Origin of the sequence: Algihabitans sp. (assembly GCF_965226985.1) — a bacterium.
Taxonomy (GTDB): Bacteria; Pseudomonadota; Alphaproteobacteria; order Kiloniellales; family DSM-21159; genus Algihabitans.
The window spans coordinates 2,640,173-2,656,264 of record NZ_OZ245712.1 but is presented as its reverse complement, the minus strand read 5'-3'; the positions used below and the strand labels follow the sequence as shown (position 1 = coordinate 2,656,264).

The window sequence follows — 16,092 nt, the reverse complement described above, 5'->3', positions numbered from 1 at the left end:
CTCGCTTTCATAAGAAATCATGCAGGTTACAGTATAACGCAGGACAAGGCCGGAAAACGGCCAAACAGGAACAGGAGTCGAGGCTATGAAGATGCTCGGGGCCGTGATGGCCGCCGTCGGGGCGCTTGGCGTCCTCATGACGCCGCTTGCCGCTCAGGCGGACTATCCGGAAAAACCGGTCGAATTCATCGTTCCCTGGGGACCGGGTGGCGGCAGCGACACGCTGATGCGGATCGTCGCCAACAACATCGAACCCTTCCTCGGGCAGCCCATGCCGGTCATCAACATGCCCGGCGTCAGCGGCACGGTCGGTCTGGCCGAGGCCTCCCGCCGCGCGGCGGACGGCTATACCGTCAGTCAGGTGCACGAGGGCCTGCTGGTCGCCAATGAGACCGGGCTGACCGAGTTGAACTGGGACGACTTCGACCCCATCGCCCTGATGACGGTGTCGCCGCAGTTCCTCGTGATCAACGCCGACCGGCCCTATGCGACCTTCGAGGAGTTCGTGGCCTACGCCCGGGAGAACCCCGGCGAGATCACCATGGGCGTGACGCTCGGCGGCGTGCCGCATCTGCATGCGGCTATGATCGAGGACGCCTTCGGGATCGAGTTCTCCTACGTCGGCTACGAGGGCACGGGCGAGCGCATTCGGGCTCTGGTTGGCGGCAACCTGGATGCCGCCATCGGCGATATCGCGTCCTCCAAGCAGTTCGTCGACAACGGCGACCTGATCTTCCTGGCCACCGGCAATCCGGAGCGCATGACGCAAACGCCGGATGTCGCGACCTTCAAGGAGCTGGACGCCGACCTGGAGCTGATGATCACGCGCGGCATCGTCATGCCCAAGGGCAGTCCCGAGGCGGCGCGCGACGCTCTGGAGGCCGCACTCGAAAGCTTGGCGGCGGATCCCGACTTCCGCGCGCAGATGACCAACGTGGGGAGTGAGATCGGCTTTCGCGGTCAGGCGGACTATGCCGCCTACCTGACCGCCTTGACCGAGACGGTCCAGCGCCTCTCGTCCCGTCTGGCACCCTGAGCGCGGTCGTGCCGGCTCCGGGGAGTCAGCAAAGCGGACCGCAGCAGGAGGAACAGGAGAGCGCGCAGGCGGGCGAGGTGGCCCGCCTGCTGTCCTACGCCGTCATCCTTGCGGCTTCGGTTTTCCTGTTTTTCGATGCGCGCGGCCTGCCGACCAGTCGCTGGGAAGTTCTGGGAGCGGGCGCCTTTCCGCAACTGGTCTTCGGACTGCTGTCGGCGCTTTGCGCTCTTGCGATCGTCGGATCGCTGCGCAAGCTGAACCTCGCGGCGGTAAGGGGCTTCGCGGGTGCGGCCCTGGACTGGTTGCGCACGCGCTATCTCGTGCTGGTGATGGCGGCTTGTTTCGGCCTTTACCTCTTGGCCGTTCCGCAGTTCGGCTTTTCCGTGGCGACCTTCGTCTTTCTGCTCGCCACGCAGCTTGTCCTTGCGCCGCGCCGCTGGACGTCCTTCTTGCTCGCGCTTGGGATCGCGCTCCTTTTCTCCTTCGGCCTGAACGCGCTTTTCGCCGAGGTCTTCGACGTCTTCCTGCCGAGGGGGAGCTGAGCGATGCTGGAAGCCTTCTTCTCGGGCGCCGGCCAGGTCTTCTCGCCCGACACGCTGATCTACATGCTGCTGGGCTCGATCGCCGGCGTCGTCGCGGCGGCGATCCCCGGCTTCACCGTGACGATGGCCATCGTCCTCACTTTGCCGTTGACCTTCGCCATGGATCCCTTGCAGGGCATCGCGGTCATGCTGGCGGTCTACGTGGGGGGCTACACCGGTGGCCTGATCTCGGCGGCACTCCTCGGCATTCCGGGCACGCCATCGGCGGTGGCGACCACCTTCGACGCCTTTCCCATGGCGCGGGCGGGCGAGCCGGGGCGGGCCTTGTCGCTCGGTATCTGGGCTTCCTTCTTCGGGACCGTGATCTCCACCGTGGTGCTGGTTCTGGCGGCGCCGCCGCTGGCGATCTTCGCGGTGCGCCTGGGGCCCTGGGAGTACTTCTCCCTCATCGTCTTCGCGCTGACCATCGTCGCCAGTCTGGTCGGCCGCTCGGTCCTGCGCGGACTGATCGCCGGCGCCATCGGACTGGCGATCTCGACCGTCGGGCCAGACCCCATCATGGGGCGGCCGCGCTTCGACTTCGGGATCGAGATGCTGGCCCCCGGTCTCTCCTTCCTGATCGTGCTGATCGGCATCTTCGCGATCTCGCAGCTTCTCTCTGAGGTGGAGGATGCGCGCTCCGTCCGCTCCGGCACGGCGCTCTCCACCAAGAACATCGAGTTCCGCACCTGGGCGGTGATGCGCGAGGTCCTGATGCGGCCGGTGAACCTGGTCCGCTCCTCCATCGTCGGCGTGCTGGTTGGCGCGCTGCCGGGGGCCGGCGGCTCCATCGCCAACCTCATCGCCTACGATCAGGCCAAGCGCGGCTCCAAGACGCCGGAGAGGTTCGGCAAGGGCACGCCTGAGGGCGTGGTCGCCTCGGAGGCGGGCAACTCCGCCACCGCCGGCGGCGGTCTGATCCCGATGATTTCCCTGGGCATCCCGGGTTCGGCGGTCGACGCCATCCTGATGGCCTCGCTGATGGTGCACGGCATTTCCGTGGGGCCGCGCCTGATCCTCGACAACGCCGACCTGGTTTACGGGATGTTCGTGGCCATGGTCGTCTCCAGCTTCATGATGCTGCTGGTCTGCGTCGTCTCCATGCGGGCCTTCCTGCGGGTCACTGAGATTCCCAAGTGGCTGATCGTGCCGGCGGTGATCGTCTGCTGCGTCGTCGGCTCCTATGCCCTGAACAACCGGATCACCGACCTCTACCTGCTGGGCTTCATCGGCTTAGCCGGCTACGCCCTGCGCGCGCTCGACTATCCGCTGGCGCCACTGGTGCTGGGCGTGATCCTCGGGCCCATCGCCGAGACCAACCTGCGCCGTGCCCTGATGACCGACGCGGACTGGACCCTGTTTCTGACCCGGCCCGTCAGCCTGCTGCTGCTGATCGCCGCCGCGCTCTCGATTGCCTGGGTGGTCTGGAAACACCGCGAAACAAAGAAAAAACGGGAGATCGCCAGCCAATGAATCTCAGTCACGAGCCTCTCTATCCCTCGCGCCGCTCGCCGGTGCTGGCCGACAATCTGGTCGCGACTTCGCAGCCTCTCGCAGCCCAGGCCGGTCTGTCGATGTTGGCGCGCGGCGGCAACGCCGTGGATGCCGCTCTGGCCGCTGCGATTGCCCTGACCGTGGTCGAGCCGACCGGCAACGGTCTGGGGTCCGACGCTTTCTGTATCCTCTGGGACGGCAGCCGGCTGCATGGCCTCAACGCCTCCGGACGCGCGCCCCAGGCCTGGACGCCGGAGCGCTTCGCCGGCGCCGATGCGATACCCTTTCGCGGCTGGGAAAGTGTCACCGTGCCCGGTGCCGTCAGCGCCTGGGTGACGCTGTCTCAGGCTTTCGGTCGGCTCGATTTCGGAGCGCTCTTCCGGCCCGCGATCCGCTACGCCGAAGAAGGGTTTCTCGTGTCTCCGATCATCGCCGAGCGGTGGCGCCGGGATGCCGAGGTTCTGAAGGATCAACCTGGTTATGCCGAGACCTTCCTGCCCGGCGGGCACCCGCCGGCCGCGGGCACGCGCTTTCGCAACCCGGCGCTGGCAGGGAGCTTGCGCCAGATCGCCGAGAGCCGGGGCACCGCCTTCTACGAGGGCGCCTTGGCCGACAGGATCGTCGCCTTCGCGGTCGAGCATGGCGCGGCGCTGACTCGCGAGGACTTGGCCAACCACCGCGCGGACTGGTGCGGGACGATCCATCAGAGCTTCGACGGCGTCGAGCTGCACGAGATTCCGCCCAACGGTCAGGGGATTGCCGCCCTGATGGCGCTGGGCATCCTGGATCATACGCCACTGCGCGATGAAGAGCCCGACAGCCCCCTGGCGTTCCACTACCAGTGGGAGGCGATGAAACTCGCCTTTCGCGACGCCGAGGCCTACGTCGGCGACCTTGCCGCCATGCAGTCGGTGCCGGTCGAGGCCTTGTTGGAGCCGGCTTACCTCGCCCGTCGTGCCGCCGAAATCTCGGCCACCGAGGCACGGGACTTCGCGGCGGGAGCGCCGAAGCACGGGGGGACGGTCTATCTCAGCACCGCCGACGCGAGCGGCATGATGGTCTCCTTCATCCAGTCGAACTACGCCGGCTTCGGATCGGGCGTGGTTGTGCCAGGCACCGGCATCCACCTGCAGAACCGGGGGGCCGGTTTCACGCTGCAGGAGGGGCATCCGAACCGGGTCGGTCCGGGTAAGCGCCCCTTCCACACCATCATTCCCGGATTTCTGATGAAGGCCGGGGCGCCGCTGATGAGTTTCGGGGTAATGGGCGGCCCCATGCAGGCGCAGGGTCACCTTCAGATGATGCTCCGGACTCAGCTTTGGGGGCAGGACGTGCAGACCGCCGTCGACGCGCCGCGCTGGCGCGTCACCTCGGGCAAGGGTGTCGCCTGCGAGACGACGATGGCGTCTCAAACCCTGGAGCGTCTGCGCGACCTGGGACATGAGATCACTCTGGAGACTCCCGACAACGCCTTCGGTTTCGGCGGCGCCCAATTGATCCAGAGATTGTCGGACGGCGGCTATGCCGCCGGCTCCGACCCGCGCAAGGACGGGCAAGCCGTCGGTTTCTAGGGCGGGTTCGCCTCAGGTGGAAGCGCTCTGGCGACCCCACCTGAGGTTTGAAGCGCACTCCAGGGACGGGGGCGGCGTTTCCGGTGACGCTTGCTCCCGTACTGGCTAAAGAGCGCGGCTTCTCCAAATCCGTCGCCTGAGTCGCCGGACGTCTCCGCTCGTCTGCTTCTCCGTTCCATCGCGCTTCTCCAGGCGGTCTCCGAGGACGCCGCGACCGGCAAAGATCCGGGATCGGGTCGCGTTGCGTCGTTAGATTTGTCAGACGTCTTTACAAATCGATTGACCCTTTGTTCGACCTCTTCCTAAAGTTCACGGTGGGGTTTTCGCTCCAGCGAAAGAAAGCCAGTCGTATGACGATGATCGAACGGTCAGGCAGCCGTGCGGAGAAATCGGTGTCTGCTTTGCGCAGCCCAGGCGAGCCCACCAGGCTCGTAACCGGCTGAGGCAGGGAGAGAGACCGGCGATGGCGACCCGCAGGAAGAAACCCGAGGAGTTGCGCAGTCATCGCTGGTACGGCGCCGAGGATCTGAGGGCCTTCGGCCATCGCTCGCGCACCTTCCAGATGGGCTACGGACGTGAGGAGTTCGCCGGGAAGCCGGTGATCGCCATCCTCAACACCTGGAGCGACATCAACCCCTGCCACACCCATTTCCGCCAGCGCGTGGAGGAGATCAAACGCGGGATCTGGCAGGCCGGGGGCTTTCCGCTCGAGATGCCGGCCATTTCCCTCAGCGAACCCTTTCAGAAGCCGACGACGATGCTCTACCGCAATCTTCTGGCGATGGAGGCGGAGGAGTTGCTGCGGTCCTATCCCATCGACGGCTGTGTCCTGCTGGGCGGTTGCGACAAGACGCTGCCGGCCCTGGTGATGGGCGCCACCTCGATGGATCTGCCGACCATCGTCGTTCCGGCGGGGCCGATGCTGCGGGGCAACTGGCAGGGCAAGGTGCTCGGCAGCGGTTCCGACAGTTGGAAGTATTGGGCCGAGCTGCGCGCGGGGACCATCGACGAACGGGACTGGCAGGAGATCGAGGAGGGGATCGCACGCTCCCCCGGCACCTGCATGACCATGGGCACGGCCTCCACCATGGCTGCGGCGGTCGAGGCGCTGGGCCTTGCGCTGCCAGGCGCCTCCTCGATACCGGCCGCGGACTCGAACCACGGCCGCATGGCCGCCGCCTGCGGCCGCCGGATCGTCGAGCTGGTGTGGGAGGACCTGCGTCCCGCGAAACTATTGACGCCGAGCGCGTTCGACAACGCGCTGATTACGGTGCTGGCCTTGAGCGGCTCGACCAACTCTATCGTTCATCTGGTTGCCATGGCGGGGCGTGCCGGAGTCGACCTGCCGCTGGCGCGCTTCGACGCCTTGGCCCGGCGCGTGCCGGTCCTGGCTGATGTCCGGCCGGCGGGGCGGTTCCTGATGGAGGATTTCTACTACGCAGGCGGTCTGCGTGCGCTGCTGTCCGAGTTGAGCGACCTGCTCGATCTCGAGTGTCAGACGGTCGCTGGCGAAACGCTGGGGCAGGGCATCGCCGGCGCGCGCATCCACAATCCGAAGGTCATCCGTCCGCGTGCGCAGGCCCTGGCCGGAGGGGGCGGTCTGGCGGTGCTCGGCGGTAACCTGGCGCCCAACGGGGCGGTGATCAAACCGCTGTCGGCCGAGCCCGGATTGCTGCAGCACCGCGGACCGGCCGTGGTCTTCGCCGACTACAATGACATGGCCGCGCGGATCGACGATCCCGAACTGCCGGTCGACGCGGACAGCGTGCTGGTGCTGCAGAGCGCCGGTCCGCAGGGCGGCCCCGGCATGCCGGAATGGGGCATGCTGCCGATCCCGCAGAAGCTGCTGCGTCAGGGGGTGCGCGACATGGTGCGCATTTCCGACGCCCGCATGAGCGGCACCAGCTACGGGACCTGCGTGCTGCACGTCGCCCCGGAATCCTTCGTCGGCGGACCCTTGGCGCTGGTCCGCGACGGTGACGAGATCGAGTTGGACGTGGCCGCGCGCAAGCTCTGGCTGCATGTGGAGGAGGCGGAACTTGCGCACCGCCGTGCCGCCTGGCAGCCGCCGCCCGCGCACTATGGACGCGGTTACGGCGCGCTCTTCGCTCGACACATCACGCAGGCCGACAAGGGCTGCGACTTCGACTTCCTGCATGCCGGCGCAGCGGTGCCGGAGCCGGAGATCCACTGACGCGCCGACACAAGAAGACACGTCTAGACAGGGGAGAATCCATGGACTTGCCGATCAACCGTTTCAAGCGGGCCCTCGCACAGGGGGAGGCGCAGATCGGCCTGTGGTGCAGCCTCGCCAACCATGTCTCGACGGAGGTGCTGGCCGATGCAGGCTTCGACTGGCTGTTGCTCGACACCGAACACGCGCCGGCCGACCTAACCACGGTTCACCAGCAGCTTCAGGCGGTGGCCGCCGGCAGTACGACACCCATCGTGCGCCCGCCCTGGAACGACACGGTGGTGATCAAGCGGCTGCTCGACATCGGCGTGCAAAGCTTCCTGATCCCCTTCGTGCAGACGGCGGCGGAGGCGAAGGCGGCGGTGGCCGCGACCCGCTATCCGCCGGACGGCGTGCGCGGCTTTGCCAGTACGACGCGGGCGACGAAGTTCGGCCGGGTTCCGAACTACTATGCCCGCGCGGCGGAAGAGATCTGCGTTCTGGTCCAGGTCGAGAGCCGCAAGGCGCTGGGGGCCCTCGACGAGATTGCGGCCGTGGAGGGGGTGGACGGCGTCTTCATCGGACCCGGAGATCTCTCCGCCGATCTCGGCCACTTGGCGAACCCGGGCCATCCCGATGTCCAGGCGGAGATCGCCGGCGCGGTCGAGCGCATTCGGGCCGCCGGAAAGGCGGCGGGAATCCTGACGCCGGTCGAGGAGGAGGCCCGGCGCTGGCTGGAGGCCGGCTGTCTCTTCGTCGCCGTCGGCGCGGACGTCGGCCTTCTGGCGCGTCAGTCGGACGCGCTCGCGGCGCGCTTCAAGAGCTGATGCCATGACGCCCCGGCAGACCACGCCCCAGCAAAGGCAGACCGAAGTCGGCGAGCATCACGGCGATAAGCTGACGGTGCCGGTGAGCCTGGTCGAGGCGCAGCTGCGTGACGTCCTCTCCGCCTGGGGTATGCCGGCCGAGCACAGCGAGATCACGACGCGCATCATGCTGGCGACTGATCTGCGCGGCATCGATTCCCACGGGATCGGGCTGCTGCCGCTCTACGACGAGCTTCGGATGGCTGGCAAACTGACGATGGCGCCGAAGGTCGAGGTCCTGCGGGAGACTCCGGTGACCGCACTGCTTGATGCCGGTGGCGGTCTCGGTCACTCCCCGAGCGAGCGGGCAATGCGCCTGGCAATCGAGAAATGCAGGTCGAGTGGGCTCGCGGCGGTCGCCGTGCGCAACTCCAATCACTTCGGGGCCGCCGGCATCTATGCCCTGATGGCGGCTGAAGCGGGCCTGATCGGACTCGCGACCAGCAACGTCTGGAATGCGGCAGTGGTGCCGACCCGCGGTCGCGAACCGATGTTCGGTACCAATCCGCTCGCCTTCGCGGCTCCGGCCGGGCGCAACCCGCCCTTCTGTCTCGACATGGCAACCAGCACCGTGGCGATCGGGAAGCTGCGTCTGGCCTGGCACGACGGTCGCGGTCTGCCGGACGGCTGGGCCCTCGACGAGCAAGGTCTGTCGACCCGGGACGCTGCAGTGGCCCTGGCCTCGCGCTTGCTGACGCCCCTGGGCAGCAGGTCCGAACTCAGCAGCCACAAGGGCTACGGTCTGGCGGCCATGGTCGAGGTGCTCTCGGCCATGCTGTCCGGTGGAAGCTTCGCGGTGTTGCGCGACCCAGATGCGGATCGCATGAACGTCGGGCACTTCTTCCTCGCGCTCGACCCTGCGGCTTTTCGGGATCGCGGCGCGTTCGAGGCGGACATGGACGCGATGATCGACAGGTTGCGCGCCAGCCGGTCGGTCGACCCCGCCCTGCCGGTTCTGGTGCCGGGCGACCCCGAAGTCGCGGCGGAGCGGGAACGCGAGGTTGCGGGTATCCCCATCTCGCGCAAGCTGGCCGCTATGATTCGCGATGTCGCAGAGCGCTGTGGTTCCCGCTACCTTTTGGAGACGCCCGCCGGCTGACGGATCTCGGCGGCGGAAACGCAGAACGAAACGAAGGAGGTGACCGACGAACCTGAACCGCGGACAGGGCTCCGACAGGGGCCGACACTTCAGCCGGAACGGCGAACAAATGCCGCCGGCGTCCTGAAAGGGAGGATGAAATGAGAAAATCCGTTTTTGACGGCGTGATCGGCGTCGCCCTCATAGCCGGCCTCGCTCTGACCGCCGGGAGTGCGGCGGCCGAGCGGCTCCGCCTCATGACGGGGCCGCAGGGCGGCTCCTGGTATCCACTTGGTGGCGCAATTCAGAACATCGTCGAGTCCAACATGGAAGGCACCAGCGTACAGGTGCTGCCGGGCGCCGGTATCGCCAACGTCAAGGCCGTGCAGGTCGGGCGCGCGGATATGGGATTCGCCAACTCGGTCTCAACGGTGGACGGCGTGAAGGGAAATGCGCCCTTCGACTCGCCTCAAGACAACGTCTGCAACGTCTCGACGCTCTATCCCCAGTATTTTCAGGTGGTGGCCTTGGCCGATTCCGACCTGCAGAGCCCGGCTGACTTCAAGGGCAAGGCGGCGGCCGTGCAGCCGAAGGGCAATACCGGCGAGGCGATCACGGTCCACATGCTGCAGGCCTATGGACTGAGTTACGAGGACATGTCGCGGGTCAATCACGGCTCCTACACCGACTCGGTGGCGATGATGAAGGACGGTAACGCCGACTTCTTCACCCTCGGCACCACGGTGCCTGCGGGCTCGGTCATGGATCTGGCGAGCGCCCGCGACATCAAGCTGGTCCCGATCGATGACGAGGGGCTGGCCCGGATGCAGGAAATCAATCCCGGCTATCAGAGGATCATGGTGAAGTCGGGCAGCTATCCAGGCCAGGAGGGAGACGTGCCGACGATCGGCTACGCCACCCATCTCGTCGCCCAGTGTTCGCTGGACGAGGACATCGTCTACGACGTTGTCCGCAGCCTCTACGCCAACGTCGACGATCTGGCGTCCATCGCCCGCGCCATGCAGGGCATCACGCCCGACGTTATGGGGGCCGACATCGGGGTGCCGATGCACGCCGGCGCCGTCCGGTTCTTCAAGGAAGAAGGCGCGATGTAGCTTCGACGTCGGGGAGGGCGCGGGCCGTCCGGGCCCGCTCTCTCCCCGCCGCGCGCTTTTTCCGTCAAGGGGATCAGCCGGATGTTTGCGGGTAAGTCATGGGCCGCTCGGGCGATTGCGGTCGTCGGGTTGGCCATGTCCGGATTCCATCTCTACGTGGCCTTCTTCGGGCCGCCGGACGCCTACGTGCTGCGCAGCACGCACCTGGGTTTCGCGCTGACGCTGGCGTTCCTAATCCTGCCGTGGCGCGCCACGGCCGCGGCGGAGCGGCCGCGGTGGTACGATCTCGCGATGTTGGTGGGCGCGCTGGCGGCGGCGGCCTATCCCATCGTCTTCAACGACTACATCGTGAACCGCATGGCTTACGTAGATCCGCTGCGCGCGATGGACTTCGTGCTGGGCGTGACGATGATCGTCCTGCTGCTGGAGGCGACCCGCCGCGCCGTCGGTCTGGCTTTGCCTCTGACCGCCGCCGCCTTTCTGGTCTATGCCGTTTTCATCGCTGGTTTCGACCTCGAGATGCTGCTCGATCAGCTCTACATGACAACGGAGGGCGTGTTCGGCATCCCGACCAGCGTCTCGGCCACCTACGTGATGCTGTTCATTCTCTTCGGCACCTTGATCGAGCGCACCGGAACCGGCCGTCTCTTCATGGACTTCGCCATGAGCCTGACGGGGCATAGCGCCGGCGGGCCGGCCAAGGTCGCCTGCATCACCAGCGGTCTGTTCGGGTCTGTCTCCGGCAGTGCGGTGGCCAACGTGATGACCACCGGCACCTTCACCATTCCGATGATGAAACGGATCGGCTATCGCCCAGGGTTCGCGGGCGCCGTCGAGGCGGTGGCCTCGACCGGCGGCCAGATCATGCCGCCGATCATGGGGGCCGCCGCCTTCGTGATGGCGGAGTTTCTGGGCGTCAGCTACCTCTCGGTCGCCGCCTTCGCGCTCTTGCCGGCACTGCTCTACTACGTGGCGCTGTTCGCCGCCGTGCATTTCGAGGCCAAGCGCACCGGCATGCAAGGCCTGCCCCGCAGCGAACTGCCGGTCATGACCGACGTGCTGCTGGAACGCGGTCACCTCTTCCTGCCGCTTGTCATCATCATCACCGTGCTGCTGCTCGGCTACAGCGCGCCCTTCGCCGCGCTTTGCGGAATCGTCTCGGTCATCCCGACGGCGCTGCTACGGCGCTCGACGCGGGACTACGTGCGCTTGGGCAGCCTTCTGGAGGCTCTGGTCGCCGGCGCGCGCAACACCGTGTCCGTGGCGCTGGCCTGCGCCTGCGCGGGCATCGTCATCGGCGTCATCACCCTGACGGGCCTCGGCATCGACTTCACCGGCCTGGTGCTCGACGCCTCGCGAAACAGTCTCATCCTAGCGCTCGTGCTGACCATGATCGCCGGTATCATTCTCGGTATGGGCATGCCGACGACACCGGCCTACATCGTCCAGGTCGCCCTGTTGGTGCCGGCGATCGTCAACCTCGGCATCGCCGTCGAAGCGGCGCATATGTTCGTCTTCTACTACGCGATCCTCTCGGCCATCACCCCGCCGGTCGCCATGGCGGTCTACGCGGCGAACGGCATCTCACGCGCCAGCCTGTGGGACTCCGGCCTGACGGCGCTCAAGCTCGGCGCGACCGGCTACATCGTGCCGTTCATGTTCGTCTTCGGTCCCTCGCTGCTGCTGATCGGCCATTGGTCCGACGTCGCCCTGTCGATGCTGACCGCGATCACGGGGGTCGTCTGCCTCGCTGGCGGTCTGACCGGCTACCTGCTGGGGCCGGCCGCGATCTGGCAACGCCTGCTTCTGGTCACGGCGGCGCTGGTGCTGATCAAGCCGGGCCTTGGGACCGACCTGATCGGCGCCGTTTGTCTCGGTCTGGTAATCGCTACCCAACTGTGGCTGCGTCCGCGCGACGCCTCCGTTACGCCGCCGCTCGCAGCCGGTGACGTTAATCCGGGGAGGCGCGTCGGCCCGGATACCTGAAGCGAGTGGGTCTACGGCTCCGCCTGCTCGTTGAGAATGCGGGTGCGCGAGTTGTCCAGATGCCGGCGCATGGCGAGACGTGCGGCCTCCGCGTCGCCCTGTTCGATCGCCTCGAAGACGGCGACATGCTCGCGCTGAACGCGCGCCAGGCGCTCGCTGTCCTTCAGGAGCGACAGCTTGCGGGCCAGCATGATGGCGTTCTCGATATGCCGGCCGAAGCTGTGCGTCAGGGTTTCGAACCAGGCGTTGCCGCAGGCCGCGGCGATGGCGGCGTGGAAGCCGATGTCCGCCTCCGTGCCTACGGCGCCGCTGCCTATCGCCCGCTCGAGATCCTCCAGAGCCTGATGAAGGGTCTCAAGCTGCTTATCCGTGCGTCGCTGAGCGGCAAGCCCGGCGCACTCGCTCTCCAGGGCGATGCGCACTTCGTAGCAGCGCAGCAGGTCGGCGACGCTGCCGATCGGCGCAAGACGCATGAAGTCGCGCGGCGGCCTGCGGCTGACGTAGCTGCCGGATCCTTGCCGGGAGATCACCAGCCCGTCGGCGCGCAGGCGGCTCAGCGCCTCGCGCACGACCGGACGCGAGACGCTGAACATCCGCGATAGCTCGGTTTCCGAGGGCAGGCGGTCGTCTTCCTTTAGCTGGTCGGAGACGATCCGCTCCAGGATCTGCTCGTAGAGCTGGTCGGCCAGTTTGGACTGCCGCACTGGAGCGCTGACCTCCAGGAGCGTTGCGTCGGAACGGCGTGCTATCGGCACGGTCTGGCGTCCAAACGGTTCATGTCGCAAGAGTGCGCAAGCTGGCGATGTCCTGTCAATTTGGCGGTCTGACATCTTTACAAGTTGGACCGAGGCGTAGTGTGCGCTCTACCGTCTGCCGCAGCGCGATGCCTGGCGCGGCGGACGGGCAGGGTCAGTCGTCCGCGACCAGTTTGGACAGCTCGTCGGCCGCCAGCCGCAAACGCTCCAGATGCGTCGTGGCGCGGTCCAGGGTCATGCGCTGGGTCGGCGCGTGGAAGGAGAGCGAGGAGAGGAAACGTCCGTTGGGATCGAGGATCGGGACGGCCAGCGCGATCATACCCTCCATAAATTCCTCGTCGTCCTGGGCGAAGCCGCGGGCGCGGGTGCGCTTGACCTCTTCCAGAAGGCTCTCGGCCGTCGTCAGTGTGCGGTCGGTGTGGGGCGTCAAGACGGCAGCCTTTGCGTAGCGCTTGAGATGCGAATCCGCGAGACTGCTGAGATAGATCTTGCCGCTGGCCGTGCAGTAGAAGGGCACCTGCGTTCCGACCGGCAGCTGGATCCGCAGCGGCCACTTCGTCTCGATGCGGTCGAGGTAGAGCATCGCGTCGCGGTCCGGCAGCGCGATGTTGCAGGTTTCGCCGATATCCTCGGCCACTGCGCTTAGCACGGCCAGGCGCGCCGTGCGGACCCTCAGCGACGAGAGGACGCCGAGCGAGAGCGTGCGCATCCGGCGTCCGGGCGTGTAGGCCCGGCCGTCGATCTCCCGCTGCAGGAAGCCGGCCTGCTCCAGTGTCGAGAAAAGGCGATGGATCGTCGGTTTAGGCAGGCCGAGCTTCTGATTGATCTCGGTGGGCGTCGCCGGAACGCCCAGCCGGGCGACCTCCTCCATCACCAAAAGGAGACGCAGGTTGGTTGGAATCGTGTCGCCCTGGTCTTCTTTGCCGTGCATCCGCCAATTGTCGCCTTCGTCTCAGCGTCGCGCTCGCGCAGGATTGCCGAAGCGAGTCCGCCTCGGGCGATCCGCTCTTCCGCCTCGGGCGATCCGCTCTGGAGCCTGTCGTGACCGATTGAACCGCGCTGCGGCTCCATCGATCATAAGCATCGCATCCTAACTTTTTGAATCCGAACCGGAGTCGACGCAACGGACCGGCCCCGGCTCGTATCACCAATGGATCGCGGTTCGGTTTAGCGCGATGGCAACAGCGCCGTCGACAGGCTCGGGACGAATGCGACGATTAGCCAGACGGTCAGAAGTGCGGCGATGTAGGCGAAGGTGTAGCGGATAAGCTTGAAGTAGGGCACGCCCGTCACGCTGCTTGCGACGTAGAGATTGAGCCCATAGGGCGGGGTGATAAAGCCGATCGATGCGCCGATCAGGAAGATGACGGCGAACTGTACCGGCTCGATACCGATGGAGTGGGCGATGGGCGCCAGAATCGGCGCCAGGATGATGGTGACCGGCAAGCTTTCCAGCACCATGCCGGCGATGAAGATGATGACCATCGCGGTGAAGAGAACCGCGTAGTAGCCACCCATGCCGGTCACGAAGCCGCCGATCACCTCCTGCGCGCCGAGCAGGGAGAGGATCTGCTGCATGACCACCGACACGGCGATCAGGGGCGCGAGAATGCCGGTGATCTGGGCAGAGCGCATCGTGATCGAGGGCAGTTCGGTGATGCGAAAGCCCTCGACCACCAGCATTTCGGCGTAGCCTCGCTCGGTCGCCGGACGCGCCTCGTCCCGGTCGCCGATCAGACGATGCAGCGGAAGGCTGAGAAGGCCGACGATCACGCAGAAGCCGACGGTCACGCCGGCGGCCTCCGTCGGCGAGAACTTGCCGGTGTAGATCCCCCAGAGCACCAGCCCGATAGCGAAGAAGCCGAGCCAGGCGCCCAGACCCGTCTTGGCGATCCGGACGAACTGCAGCGGAATCAGGTACCCCCAGCCGTTCCGCTTACAGACGATCCAACAGACCAGCTGCATGGCGATGACCATGAGCGCGCCCGGCAGAATGCCGGCGACGAAGAGGTCGGAGATTGGCAGGTTCAGCAGGAAGCCGTAGACGATGAAGATGATCGAGGGCGGAATGATGATGCCGACGGTCCCGCCCGCGGCGGCGGTGGCGGCGGAAAAGCGGGGATCGTAGCCGCCCTTGACCATCTCCGGATGAAGCATGGAGCCGATGGTCGCCGTTGTCGCCGAGTTGGAGCCGGAGATGGCCGCGAACAAACCGCAGGCGCCGAGGCTCGCCATGCCGAGCCCGCCGCGGATCCAGCCGAGGCAGGCGTAGGCGAAGTCCGACAGGCGGCGGGCGATCCCGGAGCGGTTGATCAGATCGCCGGTCAGGATGAAAAGCGGCATGGCGAGCAGGGCGAAGCCGTCGGTGAAGACGTCGCCCAGGGCCGCGCCGATGTTGTCGAGCGTCAGTCCCAGGACCAGGCTGGCGCCGATCACCCAATAGCCGATAACCAGGAAGACCGGCACGCCCAGCAGGAAGAGCAGGGTGGCGCCGATCGAGATGAGCGTGATCCAGTTTCCGTCCATCGTAGCCCCCTCAGTCCGCGCCGATCGCCTGCAGGCGGATCAGGTTTCTGCCATGCCGGAAGTTGCCGATGTCCTCGGCGGCGTTCTCGAAAGTGCGCGCGGCCATCGCGATGAAGCTCAGGGGGATGCTGGTCAGCAGCCACCACTGCATCACGTTGTCGGTGCCGAGCAGGATCTGATAGTTGGAGGCGGAGTTGGCGACAACGCGCAGCGAGGTCACCACGACGATCCAGCAGAAGACGAGCCAGAGCAGGTGGTCGAGGCACAGGCAGGCGAACTGCCCGAGACGCGGCAGCGCCATGCGTAGCTCGGAAAAGGCCAGGTGCGTGCGCAGTCTGACGTTATAGGCGCAGCCGAACCAGGTCAGGATGAGGAAGAGGAAGGGCGGCAGCGTGGTCGACCAGGGCGCCTGTTCGTTGAGGACGAAGCGCCGGAAGACCTCGACGAAGATGATGCCGGCCATCAACAGGTAGCAGGTCACCATCAGAAGGCGTTCGAAGTAGCGGTCGACCAGCGGTGACAGGGAGTACAGCAGGGCGAGAGCCCCGCCGCCGACCGCCGTCAGAAGCGCACCGAAAAGCCAGGCGCCCGGGCCGCGCATGGCGCTGCTGATCGCCCAGGCGTCGTTCGAGCCGATGGCTGAGACCAGCCCTGCGGCGTCCTCGATCAAAGGCAGCATGAGCGGTTCCTCCCGAACCGGTCGGCGGTGGTTCCCGCCGCTTGCTTTGGAAGTGCGACAGTGGCGAAGCGGGGCGGTCCCGGACGCGAGCGCGACCGTCTGGATCCAACTCCAGGGGTCGCGGGTTTTTCGCTGCGGCCGGGACCGGCCTGCTTTCGATCTGCCGTCTTATGTGCGTGGAACCGCTGGCCTGTGATGGAACGGCAGCGGTTCGGGTGGGGCGGGCCGTCCG

General features: G+C 66.5%; 13 protein-coding genes. 9 read left to right on the top strand and 4 right to left on the bottom strand.

What is annotated here, in order from left to right:
- The first annotated feature begins 85 nt into the window (after window positions 1–85).
- The 9 genes from ACO054_RS12165 (at window position 86) to ACO054_RS12125 (ending at window position 11,900) form a co-directional block, all read left to right on the top strand.
- A complete protein-coding gene (locus ACO054_RS12165; RefSeq protein ID WP_421706849.1) occupies window positions 86–1,036 on the top strand; it encodes a Bug family tripartite tricarboxylate transporter substrate binding protein in 951 nt (316 codons plus the stop codon).
- 8 nt (window positions 1,037–1,044) lie between these two features.
- Window positions 1,045–1,578 carry a tripartite tricarboxylate transporter TctB family protein gene (locus ACO054_RS12160; protein ID WP_421706848.1) on the top strand — a complete coding sequence of 178 codons (534 nt, stop codon included), beginning with the start codon at window positions 1,045–1,047 and terminating at the stop codon, window positions 1,576–1,578.
- A gap of 3 nt (window positions 1,579–1,581) precedes the next feature.
- Complete coding sequence (locus tag ACO054_RS12155; protein WP_421706847.1) at window positions 1,582–3,090, top strand: tripartite tricarboxylate transporter permease; 1,509 nt, start codon at window positions 1,582–1,584, stop codon at window positions 3,088–3,090.
- Entirely contained in the window at window positions 3,087–4,682 is a 1,596-nt protein-coding gene (locus tag ACO054_RS12150; RefSeq protein ID WP_421706846.1) for a gamma-glutamyltransferase family protein, read from the top strand. The genes ACO054_RS12155 and ACO054_RS12150 overlap by 4 nt, the downstream gene beginning before the upstream one ends.
- Window positions 4,683–5,145: 463 nt before the next feature.
- Window positions 5,146–6,876 (top strand): L-arabinonate dehydratase, encoded by a 1,731-nt coding sequence (gene araD / locus ACO054_RS12145; RefSeq protein ID WP_421706845.1) that lies wholly within the window; start codon window positions 5,146–5,148, stop codon window positions 6,874–6,876.
- Window positions 6,877–6,917: 41 nt separating this feature from the next.
- Window positions 6,918–7,682, top strand: a complete 765-nt coding sequence (locus ACO054_RS12140; protein ID WP_421706844.1) for an aldolase/citrate lyase family protein — start codon at window positions 6,918–6,920, stop codon at window positions 7,680–7,682.
- Window positions 7,683–7,686: 4 nt separating this feature from the next.
- Window positions 7,687–8,820 (top strand): Ldh family oxidoreductase, encoded by a 1,134-nt coding sequence (locus ACO054_RS12135; protein ID WP_421706843.1) that lies wholly within the window; start codon window positions 7,687–7,689, stop codon window positions 8,818–8,820.
- Between the two features lie 140 nt (window positions 8,821–8,960).
- Entirely contained in the window at window positions 8,961–9,914 is a 954-nt protein-coding gene (locus ACO054_RS12130; protein ID WP_421706842.1) for a TAXI family TRAP transporter solute-binding subunit, read from the top strand.
- Window positions 9,915–9,995: 81 nt separating this feature from the next.
- On the top strand, window positions 9,996–11,900 hold the full coding sequence (locus tag ACO054_RS12125) for a TRAP transporter permease (protein WP_421706841.1): 1,905 nt from the start codon (window positions 9,996–9,998) through the stop codon (window positions 11,898–11,900).
- Between the two features lie 11 nt (window positions 11,901–11,911).
- On the opposite strand, the gene ACO054_RS12120 is transcribed toward ACO054_RS12125, so the two are convergent.
- From ACO054_RS12120 to ACO054_RS12105, 4 genes are all read right to left on the bottom strand, one after another.
- A complete protein-coding gene (locus ACO054_RS12120) occupies window positions 11,912–12,655 on the bottom strand; it encodes a FadR/GntR family transcriptional regulator (RefSeq protein WP_421706840.1) in 744 nt (247 codons plus the stop codon).
- A 154-nt stretch (window positions 12,656–12,809) separates the two neighbouring features.
- Window positions 12,810–13,586, bottom strand: coding sequence for an IclR family transcriptional regulator (locus ACO054_RS12115; RefSeq protein ID WP_421706839.1), 777 nt, complete (start codon window positions 13,584–13,586; stop codon window positions 12,810–12,812).
- 236 nt (window positions 13,587–13,822) lie between these two features.
- Window positions 13,823–15,181, bottom strand: coding sequence for a TRAP transporter large permease (locus ACO054_RS12110; protein ID WP_421706838.1), 1,359 nt, complete (start codon window positions 15,179–15,181; stop codon window positions 13,823–13,825).
- Between the two features lie 10 nt (window positions 15,182–15,191).
- Window positions 15,192–15,860: a TRAP transporter small permease gene (locus tag ACO054_RS12105; RefSeq protein WP_421706837.1), complete on the bottom strand. Its 669-nt coding sequence runs from the start codon at window positions 15,858–15,860 to the stop codon at window positions 15,192–15,194.
- Window positions 15,861–16,092: the final 232 nt, after the last annotated feature.